Source organism: Undibacterium sp. JH2W (genome assembly GCF_049340425.1).
In the GTDB taxonomy this organism is placed as follows: Bacteria; Pseudomonadota; Gammaproteobacteria; order Burkholderiales; family Burkholderiaceae_D; genus Undibacterium.
This window is the reverse complement of record NZ_JBMPOT010000011.1, coordinates 84193-101449: the sequence shown is the minus strand read 5'-3', so window position 1 is coordinate 101449 and position 17257 is coordinate 84193. Positions and strand designations below refer to the sequence as shown.

Here is a 17257-nt window from a genome sequence, read left to right as displayed (position 1 = left end):
TTAAAATACCACCAGGCAGCGTAGTTCTATACTTTCTCTTGGCGGCGCATCAGCCGGTGCATGTGGATGATCAAATGCAGCATGTGGCGTAAAGCGCGAGACACCACTGAACTGGCTATCATACTGCTTGAAAATCAGTGCCTCATGCGGCTGCATTTCAGCGAAGTAAGACCAGCGATGCCTGGGTGAAAACCTGGACAGATAAATTTCTCCTGTGCGATGAGGATATTTGACATCGCAAGTCAGCAAATGCGATTGCCGGACAGTGCGCGCATCACACACTGCCAGTGGCGTATCCAGCACGGTATTGTGGGTGGGGCGCCAGATGTTGATGATGCAATAGCGCCGTATCTGTGCCATCACTTCCATGTTCCTGATCACTAGAGCCAAACGCTTTTGTCCGGATTGCTCGGTGTAGTCATTATGGATGCGACCATTGGCTGCTGCCAGGCCATTCTCGGCACGCTTGCCAAAGGATAAAGTGGTTTGCCTGGGTTCACGTCGCCTGACGAGATGATCAAAGACGTAGGCCTGTCTGCCACCCGTGACTGCCAGCGCCAGTTCACGCGCTTCCTGATAGTAGTCTGACCTGACTTCTTCATGATCCATGAAGTTCTTGACGGACGTAGGCGCATCCCACAATTCAAAGCCCTCGTGCTCCAGCGCGGGTTCTTGTTCAGCCTGGCGTGCGTCATGTATCGCAACTTCACGCAAATCGTAAGTGGCGTTTTCCCAGGGTATGCCTGGCGGTGGTTCAAAGGTATAGCTGACAGGTCGCTGCTGGCCAGGTAAAACATAGCTCATGGGAACCAGCACATAGCTGCTGCCCTGCATAGCGATTGCCAGTGAGAATCCGCGCTGACGCTCAGTAAATAAATCCATATTACCTCCGGCATATTACGACGTAGCCAAGCTTCCGGATGGTAAGTGCAGGGCTGTCGTCTATGGGTATTTAAACGGATGCTGAGATGGTATTCAAACGACATTTTTGCATGATTCGCATGCACAGCGTGCATGTGAAATGTGTCTGGCGTATTAAATACAGGAACGATAAATGGATTCGCTAGGTGTCAACAATTGCTCTTGCCGATCTATATGTGGAAACTGCTGTAATACAAACGGTGTGACATCCATAATTTCAAGGATTTCTCCTTTTCCATAACGGGCAAGCATTTCGCCACGCAAGCCTAATTGCAAGGCACGCCGTGAAACGCAGTTGCCAGCAGGGTCATGATCGGGGTCCCATTGCAAACGCACGTCTGAGGTTTCTATCGCCTGCTTCCATGCGTCTTTTGTGAGAAATTCTGAGGTTGCAAAAGATGATGGAATGGCCTGCGATAAAATTTCATCAAAAAAGCTGCGCCGGATGCGTATAGCCAGTACACGTTCTTGCCCAGGTTTTTGCGCCCAGCCAGAGCGAAACATCATCCATAAAAAATTTGGCTTGATCCAGCTCATACGCGTATAGCTGAATGCTCCACCAAAATATTGGTGCTTAACTGCAAAGTCGGCGATGGCATCAGAATATGCCTGATAGACGATAATGCCATCCTCATCAAATTGCGCCATGATGTGCTTGCCATTGTCTGGCCATTGCTCTATTTGTTTTTTATAAGCTTCAAATTTCATTTTTAATATTTATGTTCAGCGCATAGTCTGCGCCTGACTTCCATCAGCGCAAAGCCCAGCAGATTCAATCCCTGCCAGAGCAGCGGCTTATTGCTGTCGGGATGATCTTGCGCCAGACCTATGCCCCAGATTTTGTCCAGTGGGCTGGCTTCGACTATGATCTTGTCTGCGGTACTCAACAGATATTGCTTTAGTTTTTGGTTTTGTGAAAACTTCGCATAATTGCCATTGACCACAATCTGGTAGCGATGTTCTAGCCATGCTGATTCATCATAATTTTTCACCTTCCTGCCCAGGCGCTTCACCATGTCAGGATTGCTGGTGACCAGTATTTCCTTAAGCACGATAGTGTCATCAAATAGCCTGGCCTTGCCAGCCATCATATAATGTTCAGCCGTGGGGTAGGTGATGCCATCGATCTCAAACGGCGCAACAAACCATTGACTGAAGCAAGCCTTGTCTGGCTGTAAACCGCGTTGTTTATGACCCCAGAAATGCAGGTAGTCAAACTGCTTTCCTTCGCTCACATGCTGCAATAATTCTTCCAGCGTATTCATGTTTTTCCTAAACTATCTACAGGCCAGGCCAATATCCAGGCATGCTGTTCTGTGGTTTGCGGTGTTTCAGGCCAGTAGCGCTTCTTTTCCATTTGCTGCCATAATTGCGCCAGTTCCTGCAAGCCTGCTTTTGAGTCCTGATGCTGTTCTGTCAGGTAGCAGCCTATGACAGTGCCGGTGCGGCCTATACCGCCAAAACAATGCACATACACTGTATGTTGCTTTGCCAGCGCTTCACGCAATGAATGCAAGATATCCTGCATAAGCTTTGTTGAAGACGGAGTGCTGCGATCTGGTATGGCAAAGCGATGATGCTGGACTTGCATACCTCGTTCAGCAGCCAGCTTCATCAGCAAAGCTGCATAGGGATGCAATTCATCTTGTTCTGTCAGGTCGATGAAATAATCGACACCACAGTCAAGATATTGCTCCAGCTTGATAGCCGCAGTTTCATCATCCAAAGCACCAGGATATTCACCCGCCAGTAACTGTCCTGGCTTTACCCAGTAAGTATTATGATGTGGTCGTTTACTTGTCATCACTCATCCTGATCAAATATTTAGCTGGTACATTGTCACATAGCCATACGCCATTCGCTGAGACAAAAAACTGGAAGCCATCCGCATGCATTTGCTGCGCCATGACTTGTAAGATCACTGGTGCACCATGCCTTGCACCTACAGTACGTGCAGTTGCTATGGTAGTCGACAAATGCACATGATGACGTGAGCCTGGGCGTAGCCCTTCTTTCATGATGGATGCGATGAAACGGCTGGCTGTACCATGATACAAAACATCAGGCGGCACGGTCACCGGCAAGGCCAGATCGACCTTGACTGAATGCCCCTGATTGGCACGGATACTCAAACCATCTTCACTGATGGCGAAGCGCTGCTTGTCAGAAGTGCGTACTGCCTCATGCAAGTCGTCCAATTTGAAACGCTTGCCATGCTTGGCCGCCTGGCTCATCAAGTTATTTATTTCTGTCCAGCCTTGTTCATCCAGTGTAATGCCTATGGAATCAGGTTGGTGGCGCAATACATAGCTGAGGAATTTGCTGAAGTTTTTTTGAGATTGAGTTATTTCCATTTTATTTTTCTTGTTATGAGTTACCTGTATTTCAGGATTAATTGCACTATAAACCAAGTTAGTTATTTAAATCAACTAAGATAGTTTCAAAAATTAACTAAGATGATGATCTTGTTGTTTTCTTGCAAGGATACGAGAAAATTAATCGCAAAAACTCTTGTGTTATCAGTGCGGAAATTAAATGTAGTGGGTGATGGGTGCAGTAGCAGGCTATCAGTCTTCGAATTTGCAACGAATTGTAATTGCCGAGCCAAGAAGTCGGAGTGAAGGAGTAGCCAGGGATTTATGCTAAGTTATTGAAAATAAATAACTTATTTTTAAATTTAACGTATGTTGTCTGGCTCGCTAGCAGAAAAAACAGAATATATTTTAACTTAGTTGCAAAAAATAACTAAGTAGCCTAGAATAGAATCAGCTTCAAAAGAAAAGGAAATATCATGAAACGTAATTTGCAAGTCCTCATTATTGATCCGCAAAATGATTTCTGTGATTTGCCGCCTGCTTATCTGGCGCGAGATGTGCATACTGCTGAGGTATTGTCGCCATCCCTGCCTGTGCCTGGTGCTCATGCTGATATGCTGCGCGTGGCTGAGCTGATTAATAAAGGTGCAGATGGCATCAGTGGCATCAGCATCACCCTGGATGCGCATCATCGCTATGATATCGCTCATCCTACTTTCTGGAAGACAGGGGAGGGCGCGACAGTCACTCCTTTCACCAGCATATCTGCTACTGCGGTACGCGCTGGTGAATATCTGCCGCGCCAGCCTGAGGCTTTGCCGCGTGCCCTGGCTTATCTGGATGCGCTGGAAGCAGAGGGACGTTATCAACTCATGATATGGCCGGTCCATTGCGAAATTGGCTCCTGGGGGCAAAATGTGCATGCCGATGTGCGTGCAGCCTATAATGCCTGGGAAGAAAAACAGCTCGGCGTGGTCAACAAGATCAACAAGGGTTCCAATCCCTGGACTGAGCATTATTCAGCCGTGAAAGCAGAAGTGCCAGATGACAGTGACCCGGATACACAATTGAACCAGCAATTGATTACAGAACTGAGCAAGGCTGACCGTGTGTATATTACTGGCGAAGCAGGCAGCCATTGCGTCAAGGCGACTACTGAGCATCTGGTAGAAAATCTTGCCGCGACCGATTTACATAAGCTGGTATTGGTGACTGATTGCATGAGTGCAGTCACTGGCTTTGATGCGCAGTTTGAACGCTTTGTACGCGATATGGCTGCCAGGGGTGTACAGATTGCTAAGATGGCAGATGTCTTGCCTGAGTTGTTGGCGAATGTGTAGAGGCTGCAAAAAGATAAATGTGTAGGGTGCGCCGCGCGCACCGTCCCTTTTTCAAAAAACGAGAGTTGAGATTTGCTTGTGGATACGGCAAACAATGGTGCGCATGGCGCACCCTACTTGCTGGTCATGCTTCATCTTGCAGCAGTCTTTAAGTGATACTGGAAAAGAAAAATATGAAACCCGTAGTTCAAAGTTTGCTGGAAACTGATTTATACAAATTCACCATGTGGCAAGCCCTGCTACATAGCCATCCGAATGCCCAGACTGAATATGCTTTCGTTTGCCGCAATACCACGGCTTATCCACTGGCAGAATTGAAGGCTGATGTAGAGCGTGAAATCGATCACTTATGCGCGTTGAATTTTACTGAAGATGAGCTCGATTACCTGCGCTCATTGCGCTTTATAAAAAGCGACTTCACTGACTTTTTAACTGTCTTTCATTTTCAGCGTAAATTCATCAAGATCAGCACCGATGGCGATCATTTGCAGATCGTTGCAACAGGGCCGCAAGTGCATGTCATGGGCTATGAAATTTTTGTGCTGCATATCGTCAATGAATTATATTTCCGTCGCTTGCAAACAGCAGATACCCTGGATGAAGGCAGACGCAGACTGGCCACCAAGATAGAGCAAATCCGTGAGTTTGGAAAAGAAGCACCAAAAGCGCATCCTTTTGAATTCTTTGACTTTGGTTTGCGCAGGCGGTTTTCTGGTGAATGGCATGATGAAGTGGTTGCTACACTGGCGCGTGAAGTGCCACAATTCTTCAAGGGGACATCGAATGTCTATCTGGCCAGGAAACACAAGCTGGTGCCTATAGGGACGATGGCCCATGAATATCTGCAGTCTTATCAATCCTTTGGTGTGCGCCTGCGTGATTTCCAAAAGGCGGCTCTAGAAGACTGGGTGCAGGAATACCGTGGTGATCTGGGGACTGCTTTGACTGATGTGGTCGGCATGGATGCCTTCTTGTCTGACTTTGACCTCTACTTTGCCAAACTGTTTGATGGCTTGCGCCATGATTCTGGCGACCCGGTCATCTGGGGCGAGAAGGCTTTGGCACATTACGCCAAACTGCGCATAGATACCCATACCAAACGCCTGGTGTTTTCTGATGGACTGGATCTGGAAACGGCCTTCAGCCTGTACCGCCATTTTGCGGACCGCACCATGACCGGCTTTGGCATAGGCACCAACCTGACGAATGACACTGGCATCAAGGCTTTGAATATCGTCATGAAACTCAAGTCTTGCAATGGCCAGCCAGTTGCCAAATTATCTGACTCTGCAGGCAAGACCTTGTGTACCGATGAAACCTTTCTCGCCTATATGCGCCAGGTTTTTAATCATCCGCTCATGTAAACCAAGTTGAACTCAGGACTTTCATCATGTTGAAAATGGCAGTTGCGCAATTAAATTATATGGTGGGTGATTTTGTTGGCAATTGTGCCGCCATCATCAGTCATATGCAAAAAGCTGCGGCGGAAAATGCCGATGTCGCTGTATTCAGCGAACTCTGTGTCTGTGGCTATTACCCCGGCGATTTGCTCGAGGACAGCGCTTTCCTGACCAAGGCAGAACAGGCCCTGGCCAATATCATGCAGGCTTCCAGGGATTACCCCAATCTCGTCAGTGTGATAGGGACCGTGCGTCCAAACAAGGGCCAGGGCAAGGCTTTGCATAATGCCTTGCTGGCGATACGCAATGGCGAGATCGTTGCTGAATACTATAAGCAATTGTTGCCCACTTATGGCATCTTCGATGAGCGCCGTCATTTTGAACCCGGCAAGGAAGTTGCCAGCACACTCGATGTGGCCGGGCACAAGCTGGGCTTCATGGTGTGTGAAGATGGCTGGAATGATGAAGAACATGATTATCAGGTCAATCCCTTCAATGCCCTGACTGCCGCCAAGGTTGATTTGATCATCAGCATCAATGCCAGCCCATCGGACATAGGCAAGCGTCAGCAAAGACATGCAATGTTTGCCAAGGCCGCAGCCCATCATCAATTGCCCCTGCTGTATGTAAACCAGGTGGGTGGCCAGGATCAACTGGTGTTTGATGGTGCTTCATTTGCGGTCACACCTGATCATGGCGTGACGTTTGAAGCGGCGCGCTTTGAAGAAGATTTTCAGTTACTGGGATTTGCAAATACGCAGTTCTCTGCAATAGATGGTACTGCACTGAGCAAGCCGGATAGCACAGGCTTATCCGTGCCAGAATTCACCCGTCGCCAGATCGTGCTGGGACTGCAAGACTATGCGCGCCGTTGCGGTTTCAAACAAGTGGTGGTTGGTTCGTCTGGCGGTATAGATTCGGCACTGACGATTGCCCTGGCAGTGCAGGCACTGGGTGCAGAAAATGTTATAGCCATCACTATGCCATCGGCGTATTCAAGCACAGGTTCAGTCTCCGACTCGGCCAAGCTATGCGACAACCTGCAAGTCAAACTGTACACGCATCCCATACTGAGTCTGGTAGAGCAATATGCCAAAGGCTTTGAAACGGCATTTGCCTCCCCCTTGCGTGGCCTGACGCAAGAGAATTTGCAGGCACGCATACGCGGCACCATACTCATGGAATACTCTAATGCCTTTGGCGCACTTTTGCTGACGACTGGTAACAAGAGTGAAATATCGGTGGGTTACTGTACCCTGTATGGTGACACCAATGGTGGCCTGGGTTTGATAGGTGATTTGTATAAGACAGAAGTCTATGCCTTGTCGCAGCATGTCAATAATATAGCCGGGCGTGAAATTATCCCGCAAGATGTCTTGACCAAGCCGCCATCAGCCGAGCTGGCACCAGACCAGCTTGATACCGACAGCCTGCCACCGTATGATGAGCTCGATGAAATGCTGAAATGGCATATAGAAGGCAAGCGTCTGCCTGTACATGAATTTACTAAAGCACAGGCTTTTGTAGAACAATTGCAAAAGACAGAAGCTGGTCAGAAAAGCCTGAGCTGCATCATAGGCATGGTGGCGCGTAATGAATACAAGCGTCGCCAGGCGCCACCCATCATCCGTGTGCGCGCACGTGCATTTGGTAGTGGACGGCAGATGCCGATTGCGGCAAAGTACAGCAATTAAGATTAATCACAGTATTATTTTATGAAGTCATCCATGCAAATCGACGTTGCAGTACTGATAGGACGCTTTCAACCTTTTCATAATGGCCATGCCACGCTCTTGCAACTGGCACTGGAAACTGCCGAAGAAGTGGTCATCATACTGGGTTCTTCTTTCCATGCGCGCAGTACCAAGAACCCTTTTACCTGGCAAGAGCGGGCAGACATGATCAATGCCACTCTGTCGCCGACTGACCGTGACCGGGTTTCGTATATCGCCGTGCGTGATTACTACGATGATGCACGCTGGGCGACCGCCGTGCGTGGCAAAGTAGAAAGACATTTTCCTTATGCAAAGCGAATAGCCCTGATAGGTCATTTCAAGGATGCCTCCAGTTATTACCTGAACCGTTTCCCGCAGTGGCAATTGGTAGCGGCGGAGCAATTGCTGGCGATCGATGCCACTGTCATACGTCGGGTATTGTTTGAAGCCGAGGACATGCGTGTCTCACTCGATGTGATCGCGCATTACCTGCCGCTGAGTATACGGCAATACCTGAAAGCCTGGGGTATCTTGCCGCACTATGCCGTGCTGGTGAAAGAACATGCACAATTGCTGGCCTATCATGAGTCATGGAAGCCAGCACCCTATGCACCGATGTTCGTGACCCTGGATGCCGTGGTCAAGGCAGCAGGCCATATCTTGCTGGTGCAACGCGGTGGTTTTCCAGGTAAGGGTTTGTGGGCCTTGCCAGGTGGTTTCCTGGATCAAAATGAACGCTTGTTCCAGGGGGCGATACGTGAATTGTTTGAAGAAACCAATTTGGCCGTGCTGGCATCGACTCTTGAGCATTCACTGGTCGATGTGAAAGTGTTTGACCACCCTGGCCGCAGCCTGCGTGGCCGCACGATTACCCACGCCCATTTCTTTGACTTGCAGACCGAGCACTTGCCTGACATACGCGCTGCCGATGATGCAGCGCAGGCAGCCTGGGTCAGCATAGAAAAACTCGAAGGCATGGAAGAAATGTTCTTCGATGATCACTTCCATATCCTCGATCAATTCCTCAATTTGACTGAGGGTGAATAAAGCCAGGTGGGCAGGCGTGAACCTGCCCCTTCTGTTTTATTTGTATTGCGGGCCGGTCAGTAAAAATCCCCCACCCTGATAGATAGTCGTGATGTCATCCTGCTCAGGATATTCACCGCTGTCAGGAAATAAATGGGCAAAAGCCGTAGAGCTATCCTTGGCTTGAAAGCCCAGATGAGCTGCCTTTTTATTGTCCCACCATTTACCCGGATTGTCGGATACCCCAAAACTGATGGTATGACCTACGCGCGGAGCAAAGACCGAGCAGCGCAATAATTCAAACAAATCGTCATAGCTGAAATAAGTCACCATCATGCGGCGCGTCGTTGGCACCGGGAAGGATGAGCCTATGCGTATGCATACCGTCTCTATGCCAAAGCGGTCATAGTAATAACGCGACAGTGATTCACCAAAGCATTTGCTGATGCCATACATGCCGTCAGGGCGGGTGGGCATGTCGGCATCAATGTAGTCGGTAGTGCGGTAGTAGCCGACTGCGTGATTGGAGCTGGCAAAGATTACGCGCTTCACATTATGCTTGTGCACGGCTTCGTAGATATTATAAGTACCCTGGATATTGGCATGCATGATGGCTTCAAAATTGGCTTCGGTAGAAATACCACCAAAATGCAGCACCACATCCACGCCCTCCATCAGTGCCAGGACGGCAGCTTTATCGGCCAGATCACATTGCACGATTTCTTCGCCTTCACCTGCGGCTCCAAGGTCGGCGATGTCACTGAGACGAACGATATTGGCCCATGCCTTGATGCGTTCACGCAAGACCTTGCCCAGACCACCGGCAGCGCCGGTCAGCAAGATACGATTAAAAGGTTTTTCTGTGATAGTGCTATTCATGGGCTTCTCTCTTTTCGATTGAATTCTTGGGCTGCATATTGCCTGACTGATTGTCTGGCTTAATGTATGACTTCGGTCATCAGGTAATCGGTGCCGGATTAAACAAGACCAGGGCATTATGCAATTTCCAGTGCTCGGCCCAGGTTTCCTTGCCGCTGGCGACATCCAGCAGCATCTGGAATAATTCCCAACCCACGTCAGCAATTGTGGCTTCGCCGCTGGCGATTTTGCCAGCATTGATATCCATCAGGTCATGCCAGCGTCTGGCCAGGTCATTCCTGGTGGCGACCTTGATGACGGGGACTGCGGCCAGGCCATAGGGTGTACCGCGCCCGGTGGTGAAGACATGGAGGTTCATACCCGCTGCCAGTTGTAAAGTACCGCAGACAAAATCGCTGGCAGGTGTGGCTGCGTAGATCAAGCCTTTTTGCGTGAGCTTGTCTCCGGGCGACAAGACACCAGAAATCGTGGAAGTGCCGGATTTGACGATGGAACCCATGGCTTTTTCCACGATATTCGATAATCCACCTTTTTTATTGCCCGGCGTGGTATTTGCGCTACGGTCTACGCCACCGCGTTTCAGATAATCATCATACCAGGCCATTTCCCTGATCATGGCGGCGGCCACTTCTGCATTGGCGGCGCGTGAGGTTAGTTGGTCTATGCCATCGCGTACTTCGGTCACTTCAGAAAACATCACGGTTGCACCAGCACGCACCAATAAATCTGTGGCAAAGCCGACTGCCGGATTGGCGGTTACTCCTGAAAAAGCATCGCTGCCACCGCATTGCACGCCCACCACCAGTGCGGATGCCGGGCAGGGTACACGACGGCGTTTATCCAGTTCTGCCAATTGCTTTTCAGCAGTGCTCATGATGGAAGCGATCATGGAGTTGAAGCCCACATGTGCCTGATCCTGCAGGCATACCAGCGCAGGTTCGCCACTGCCTTCATCACCGCTTTTAATCGGGATACTGCCCTTGGGGAATAAGCGTGTCGGCTGCAGTTTTTCACAACCCAGGCTGACTACCATAGCTTGACCACCAAAGTTGGGGTTCAGGCTGATATTGCGCAAGGTGCGTATGGGGATATTCGCATTCGGCGCATCGATGGCAACGCCGCAACCATAGCTGTGTTCCAGGCCAAGCACATCATCAACATGCGGGTATTTGGGCAAGAGTTCTTCCTTGATGCGTTGCACCGCATGTTCAACCACGCCAGATACACATTGCACCGTCGTGGTGATCGCCAGGATATTGCGCGTACCGACACTGCCATTGGCATTCCTGTAACCCATGAAAGTGTAATCCTCCAGAGGCGTGGTGTCGGGCGCCGATACGGTGGCGATGGGCAAGTCCAGCAACTCACGAGCGGCGGGCATGCGTATCAGGGATTCTTCCACCCAGCTGCCCTGAGGGATAGCCCGGACTGCGTAACCTATCGTGACGTTGTAGCGGGTAATCGCTGCATCTTCAGCAATGTCCTGTAATGCCAGCTTGTGCCCTTGCGGGACATGCTCCAGCAAGGCCAGGCCACAGGGAAAGACTGTGGCTGCTGGCAAGCCGCCATCATTGGCAACAATGGCAACGTTGTCATTGTCATGCATGCGTATATATAGCGGCCAACTGTTGCTGGATATCGTCATTTTCTTTTCCCCCATCTCTGCTACATGTGGCTGTCCGGGTATAAGACAGGCACATCAGCTGAATTATTTTTGTTGAAAAATCTGATTTTCACAAAATTGGCCTTACCAAAATTCAATTGACATGAGTCTTTGGACGGAGAGCCGCTTTAAGACTGTTACATCACGGCATTGCCATGTGAAAATCACTTTTATCTATGAAAATTCTGATTTTTACGCTCAGATTTCTCTTTTTTTACAGGAGGGAAGACAGAGTCCGCTATAATCCCTCAGGTAACATTTGTGGCGAGTATGCCACCAAATAAAAAATCTGGCTAGTCCACATTGCATATTTGGTCTGACCACATTAGAATGGCCTGACCGAATTGCTTTTATCAAGCTTTTCTATGAGTAGCAAACACCATGATGAAAAAAAATAGTGCGCAGAACGAAGTGTCGTCTCATGAGCCCAGGTTGTACCGCCTGGTAGCAGACAGGATACAAGCCTTGATCGCGGAAGAGAATATTGCTGCCGGAGAACGCCTGCCGTCCGAGCGTGATCTGGCAAGCAAGCTCAGTGTAAGCCGTGCCTCTTTGCGCGAGGCTCTGATTGCCCTGGAGCTGGGCGGCGTGATTGAAGTGCGAGGCGGTTCTGGTGTGTATGTCAGTGAGCAGCCAGAAGAACAGGCGGCTGTACCAGAAAGCGGGCCAGGCCCGTTTGAAGTCTTGTCAGCGCGGCGCTTGATTGAGGCTGAAGTGGCAGCAATTGCCGCCAGGGTGGCAACCGATTCTGCGATAGATGAAATCTTGAAGGCAGTACTGGAAATGGAAAAGCATCATGCCAATTATTCCAGCAATGAAAATGCTGACAGGAATTTTCATTTATCCATTGCCAGGGCCACGGGAAATAGTGCCCTGGTGGGCACGGTGGAATATTTGTGGAACCAGCGTGGCCGCTTGTGGCATAAATTGAAGGAGCATTTCCAGACTGAAGAATTACGCCAGCAAACACTGACGGATCACCGCAACATACTGGAGGCAATTGCTTCCCATGATCCGGCTGCAGCAAGAAAGGCCATGCGCGCCCATCTTGAAAGAGTGACCAGGACTTTCTCACGCGGATAAGCGGGTAAATGGATAAGTCGAAAAGCAAAGAAAACATTTGCGACTGTATCCTCGGGACATGACAACAAGCCCGAAAATCGAATTTCTATCTTGACCGGCTGTGACCCCGGTGGGGCTTCGTGCGCTCATCTTCGTCGCAGTGGCACAGAGTACGCGAGGTGCTCCAACTAGTGACCCATGCTCACAGAAGCATGGGCACGAGAATTCCATGAAAAACAGGAGGAGACTGAATAATGAAAGACGATAAGAAATTCCAAAGGCCAGTGTTTGTATTGTCATCCATCGCGCTGGCAGTATTGACCATGGTCAATCAGGCGCAGGCGCAAGAACCGCAAAGGGTGGAGGTCACTGGTTCATCCATCAAGCGACTGGCCAGCGAAGCATCCCTGCCAGTCACCATGGTGAGCAGCGAAGAGCTGGAAAAGCGCGGCATGACTACACTGGCAGATTTGATGATGTCCTTGCCAGAGTCGGCCTCATTGGCACCCTCCAATGCCGGTTCCGGTACCAATATCAATTTGCGCGGCCTGGGCGTTAACCGCACCCTGGTATTGATCAATGGCCGTCGCTTAGCCAATGAAGCAATTGCTGACGGTTATGCCAATCTGGACGTGATACCCATGAGCGCGATAGCCAGGGTAGAAATCCTGCGTGACGGTGCATCTTCTATCTATGGTTCTGATGCCATAGGCGGTGTCGTCAACTTTATCACCAAGCGCACGGTAGTTGGCAATTCCATTTCTGCGCAATTTGTCAAGCCGCAAAAAACTGGTGGTGGCGATGAACAAAGATTGAGTGCCACAGTGGGCGTAGGTGATCTGGAAAAAGATGGCTGGAATTTATATGCTACGGTAGACGCGCACCGTCGCAGCCGTTTGCTGGGATCAGACAGGGCTGAACTCAGTACGCCAGAATTATTGACTAGCATAGGCCGTGCACCTGCACTGGGTAGTGGTGGCTATGCCATGCCAGCCAATTTCACCACGGCCACCAATAAAAACGCCGCCAACCCCTACTATGCAACAGGATGCCAGGGGCCCTACAGCATACAAGGCGCGAAAAACACTTGTATCCTGAATGCCAGTTATTATGGTACAGCGTTATATGGCAATGAGCAGGTAACTTTCTATGCCAAGGGCAGCAAGAAATTCAGTGATGATCATTTGCTGACCATCGATTACATGCGTGGCCAGGAATACATACTGGGCACCAAAAACCCGACCACCAGCCTGGCAGCCAATGGCGTCACTGCCTTGTTGCCAGCTACCAGTAAATGGTATCCCGGTGGCAGTGGTGGCGTGCCTGCCGTTGCAGGTTTGAAAGGCGAGCCACTGACGGTGACCTGGAGCGTCGCCGACCTCGCCGAGGCGACCACCAAAGACGTGCAAGTCAACCAGCGCATCAGCGTCAATGATGAAGGCCGCGTCGCCAACTGGGATTACAAGCTGGGTTTTGTCTATGGCAATAGCCAGCGCGATAATTATTATGATACGGGTTATGTCAACGGCCCTGGCTTGCTGGCGGGCATAGCCAATGGCACACTGAATCCTTTCGGCTTGCAAGATGCCAATGGCAAAGCTTACTTGAAAAGCATAGGTGTTGATGGGGCTTTGAACCGTCATTCCATCAGCACTTTCACCGGTGTGGATTTCACTGCCTCTACCGAGTTGAGCAAACTCGCGGGCGGCCCGCTGACACTGGCACTGGGCACGGATTTCCATCGCGATACCACAGAAGATACCAAGACTGATATCACATCGCTGGTGACTTATGCCGCTTCTGGGCCATCGCATGGACAGGGTGCACGCAATGTCGCTGCTGCCTATGCAGAAATGGAAATTCCGGTGACCAAGGAATTGAATTTCAACCTGGCGGTACGTGACGATCACTTCAGTGATTTTGGCAATACCATTAATCCCAAGGCCAGTTTCCGTTATCAACCGATGAAGTCGCTGATGTTTCGCGGCTCGGCCAATACCGGCTTCCGTGCCCCGACTTTGTTTGACCGCTATGGTTACCGTGTGCCGGGCGCGAACACCACGACCGCGGCAAAATGGGATGATCCGGTACAGTGCCCGGGCGGCACGCCAGGTGTGGCAGGCACAGGCAAGGCCTTGCCCGGTCTGGTGGCTTCTGCCGTATGTAATGTCGCCTTGCCACGCCAGACCGGTAGCAATGCCGACCTGGTGCCCGAGACTTCACGCGGTTTCACTCTGGGCATCGTCACCGAACCTGTGCAAAACCTGACGGTCTCGGCAGATTACTGGCATATAGAAATGAAGGACATGCTGGCCAATTTGCCCGAGCAAGTTTATTTCCTGAACCCGACCAAGTATGCTGACCTGTTCGTGCGCAATCCTGATGGCTCGCTGGCTTATATCAAGAATATCACGATGAACCTGGGCGGCCAAAAAGCCTCAGGTATCGACGTCATGCTGGCCTATGCCATTCCCAAGACATCGCTGGGTAATTTCAAGTTTGAATTGAATGGTACCTACTTGACGCAATTCGATAATCAACTGGAAAAAGACAGCGCCTATGTGTCGAATATAGGTCGCTTTGGTGTCGCCAGCAATGGTACTACCAGCAGCTTCCCCATTATCACTTTCCGCTGGAAACATACGCTGACGATGTCCTGGACCCAGGGGAACTGGACTTCACAACTGACGCAAAACTATAACACTGGTTACCACGACCAAAACCTGGTCGCGGCGGAATACTTCCGGGATATCGAGCCATACTCGGTCTGGAATCTGACTGCCAGTTATCGTGGCTTCAAGAACCTGACCCTGTCAGCCGGCATCACCAATTTGCTGGATGCCAAACCACCAGTGACCAATCACAGCGGCTACACATTTGGCTACTTGAGCAGTGCTGCCAGCCCTATAGGCCGCGCTTTCAATGCACGTCTGACCTATAACTTCTAAAAAAGTAATCCCCCATGTGGGTGCCAGTACATGGGGGACGTGGAGCCATGATGCAAAACAGCAATCTGAAAAACAGTTTGAGTATGAATATGAGTGTAAGTATGTGTGCGAATATGAAACGCCGCAGTTTCTTGCAGGCCGCATCTGCCAGCGGCCTCTTGCTGGGTAGTGGCATGACAGCAAGCGCTTTTGCCGCTGCTGGCAAACAGGATCCCTGGAAACAGGCACAGGACATCATCAATCGCTTTGCCAAGCCTCTACAGTTCCGTAAGGAAGATTTTGTCATCACCAGTTTTGGTGCAGAGACTTGCCAGGTCGTGCCTGCGGTGGCCTGGGTTTCCTTCGTTGAAAAAGCCAATCTGTCTACCCCGGCCAAGGGGAGCAAAGATTGCTATCCGGCGATTGCCGAAGCCATTGCAACTTGCCATAAGGCAGGTGGTGGCCGGGTCGTTATCCCGGCTGGCAATTGGTATTGCGCCGGACCTATAGTCTTGCTGTCGAATGTCAATGTGCACTTGCTGGCTGGTGCCCATGTCTACTTCAGCAATAATCCGGCTGACTATGCAAAATACGGCACATTCAATTGCGGCAAGAATGGCAATTTATCGATGACGCGCTGGGAAGGCAATGATTGCCTGAATTTTTCGTCCATGGTCTATGCTTTTGGACAAAACAATATTGCCCTGACGGGCGAAGACTGGACTGCCATCCTGGATGGCCAGGCTGGTGTTGATTTCCCGGAGAGTCCTTATTGCTGGTGGTCCTGGAAGGGTAGGGAAAAACCAAATACCAGTGGCGATATTGCGGCTGGTAATGGCGGTGACTATGTGAAGCATGTCAAAGGCGAGACCGAGGTTTCCTTGAATCCGCTCAACCCCATGTCCTTGTCAGAAGTTGCGCCGCATTTAAGTGTGCAAGAAGCCAGCTTCATACAAGGCGAGGGCGATAAATGGCGGTGTGATTCAAACTATCTGCGGGCGCTGGCCGAGGCTCGCGTGCCAGCAGACAAGCGTGTGTTTGGCATGGGGCATTTCTTGCGGCCACATATGGTGCAATTCATCAGTTGCACGAATGTGCTGTTCCAGGGCTATCAAGTCACTAACACACCGTTCTGGCAGCATAATCCAGTGAATTGCCGCAATGTCCATGTGAAGAATATTTATGCCAATAGCATAGGCCCCAACAGCGATGGCTTTGATCCTGAATCCTGCGATCATGTCTTGATAGAAGACTCTACTTTTGATACCGGTGATGATTGTATCGCAGTTGATTCTGGCAAGGGGCCGGATATACAGTATGGCCCATCACAGAATATCGTGATCCAGAATTGCAAGATGCATAGCGGCCATGGTGCCATGACTTTTGGCAGCATCATGTCTGGCGGCATACAAAATGTATTTGCACAAAACCTGGTGTTTGAAAACAGCCATTGGCAAACTGATCCCTTGAATATCGCCATCAGGCTCAAAGCCAATATGAGCCGCGGTGGCTTCTTGCGTAATCTGCATATGCGCAATATCACCGTGCCCAATGGCATACGCACGACACCAGCGTTTTATGCGACCTTGCCAGGCTCCGTCATCCCGAACAAGTCAGTGGCGACATCGGCTGGTGGCATCATCACCATAGATTGTGGCTACGACCCCATCAATGACAATGTGCGCACACGCCCACCGGTGGTGTCCGACATCCATATCTCGAATGTCAAAGTGGCCAATGTAGCTACTAAAGATGGCAAGTTCTCTTGCTATCAGGCGATAGTCATATTGGGACCAGTGGCAAGCGACTATAACGGCACAGCTAAACCGGCACCGCATATTGTTCCTGTCACTAATGTCACGATCACGGATTGCGATCTGGGCACGCCAGCCAATGCTGCCAACCCGCTGTATCTGTATAACGTCAAGGGCTTGATGCTGAAGAATGTCAGGATAGGCGATACCGTGCATAACAAGACCTTGTCTGCCTAGACTTGAGGAAAATCAAGG

At 50.2% G+C, this 17257-nt stretch carries 14 protein-coding genes; 7 read left to right on the top strand and 7 right to left on the bottom strand.

Going from position 1 to position 17257, the window contains the following annotated elements; genetic code table 11:
* The 5 genes from ACO0LC_RS17785 to ACO0LC_RS17765 form a co-directional block, all read right to left on the bottom strand.
* Window positions 1–882: a CmcJ/NvfI family oxidoreductase gene (locus ACO0LC_RS17785; protein ID WP_423005464.1), complete on the bottom strand. Its 882-nt coding sequence runs from the start codon at window positions 880–882 to the stop codon at window positions 1–3.
* A 153-nt stretch (window positions 883–1035) separates the two neighbouring features.
* Complete coding sequence (locus tag ACO0LC_RS17780) at window positions 1036–1629, bottom strand: DUF4291 domain-containing protein (protein WP_423005462.1); 594 nt, start codon at window positions 1627–1629, stop codon at window positions 1036–1038.
* 2 nt (window positions 1630–1631) lie between these two features.
* On the bottom strand, window positions 1632–2186 hold the full coding sequence (locus ACO0LC_RS17775) for an NADAR family protein (RefSeq protein ID WP_423005460.1): 555 nt from the start codon (window positions 2184–2186) through the stop codon (window positions 1632–1634).
* The gene (locus ACO0LC_RS17770) at window positions 2183–2725 is read right to left on the bottom strand and encodes a protein-tyrosine phosphatase family protein (RefSeq protein WP_423005458.1); all 543 of its coding nucleotides are present in this window, start codon (window positions 2723–2725) and stop codon (window positions 2183–2185) included. The genes ACO0LC_RS17775 and ACO0LC_RS17770 overlap by 4 nt, the downstream gene beginning before the upstream one ends.
* Window positions 2715–3275: an RNA 2'-phosphotransferase gene (locus tag ACO0LC_RS17765; RefSeq protein WP_423005456.1), complete on the bottom strand. Its 561-nt coding sequence runs from the start codon at window positions 3273–3275 to the stop codon at window positions 2715–2717. Before ACO0LC_RS17765 ends, ACO0LC_RS17770 begins: the two co-directional genes overlap by 11 nt.
* A 437-nt stretch (window positions 3276–3712) precedes the next feature.
* On the opposite strand from ACO0LC_RS17765, the gene ACO0LC_RS17760 reads away from it, so the two are divergent.
* The 4 genes from ACO0LC_RS17760 to ACO0LC_RS17745 all read left to right on the top strand — a co-directional run bounded on the left by ACO0LC_RS17760 (window position 3713) and on the right by ACO0LC_RS17745 (window position 8738).
* A complete protein-coding gene (locus tag ACO0LC_RS17760) occupies window positions 3713–4576 on the top strand; it encodes a cysteine hydrolase (protein ID WP_423005454.1) in 864 nt (287 codons plus the stop codon).
* A gap of 173 nt (window positions 4577–4749) precedes the next feature.
* Window positions 4750–5940, top strand: coding sequence for a nicotinate phosphoribosyltransferase (pncB, locus tag ACO0LC_RS17755; protein ID WP_423005452.1), 1191 nt, complete (start codon window positions 4750–4752; stop codon window positions 5938–5940).
* A 26-nt stretch (window positions 5941–5966) separates the two neighbouring features.
* Window positions 5967–7670 (top strand): NAD+ synthase, encoded by a 1704-nt coding sequence (locus tag ACO0LC_RS17750; protein ID WP_423005450.1) that lies wholly within the window; start codon window positions 5967–5969, stop codon window positions 7668–7670.
* 33 nt (window positions 7671–7703) lie between these two features.
* The gene (locus ACO0LC_RS17745) at window positions 7704–8738 is read left to right on the top strand and encodes a bifunctional nicotinamide-nucleotide adenylyltransferase/Nudix hydroxylase (RefSeq protein ID WP_423005448.1); all 1035 of its coding nucleotides are present in this window, start codon (window positions 7704–7706) and stop codon (window positions 8736–8738) included.
* Window positions 8739–8774: 36 nt separating this feature from the next.
* On the opposite strand, the gene ACO0LC_RS17740 is transcribed toward ACO0LC_RS17745, so the two are convergent.
* The gene (locus ACO0LC_RS17740; protein WP_423005446.1) at window positions 8775–9596 is read right to left on the bottom strand and encodes an NAD-dependent epimerase/dehydratase family protein; all 822 of its coding nucleotides are present in this window, start codon (window positions 9594–9596) and stop codon (window positions 8775–8777) included.
* A gap of 79 nt (window positions 9597–9675) precedes the next feature.
* Window positions 9676–11241: a galactarate dehydratase gene (gene garD, locus ACO0LC_RS17735; RefSeq protein WP_423005444.1), complete on the bottom strand. Its 1566-nt coding sequence runs from the start codon at window positions 11239–11241 to the stop codon at window positions 9676–9678.
* A 399-nt stretch (window positions 11242–11640) separates the two neighbouring features.
* Between garD and ACO0LC_RS17730 the strand changes: the two genes are divergently transcribed.
* The 3 genes from ACO0LC_RS17730 to ACO0LC_RS17720 all read left to right on the top strand — a co-directional run bounded on the left by ACO0LC_RS17730 (window position 11641) and on the right by ACO0LC_RS17720 (window position 17239).
* The gene (locus ACO0LC_RS17730; RefSeq protein WP_423005442.1) at window positions 11641–12342 is read left to right on the top strand and encodes a FadR/GntR family transcriptional regulator; all 702 of its coding nucleotides are present in this window, start codon (window positions 11641–11643) and stop codon (window positions 12340–12342) included.
* A 233-nt stretch (window positions 12343–12575) separates the two neighbouring features.
* A complete protein-coding gene (locus ACO0LC_RS17725; protein ID WP_423005440.1) occupies window positions 12576–15269 on the top strand; it encodes a TonB-dependent receptor plug domain-containing protein in 2694 nt (897 codons plus the stop codon).
* An 83-nt stretch (window positions 15270–15352) separates the two neighbouring features.
* Window positions 15353–17239, top strand: a complete 1887-nt coding sequence (locus tag ACO0LC_RS17720) for a glycosyl hydrolase family 28 protein (RefSeq protein WP_423005738.1) — start codon at window positions 15353–15355, stop codon at window positions 17237–17239.
* Window positions 17240–17257: the final 18 nt, after the last annotated feature.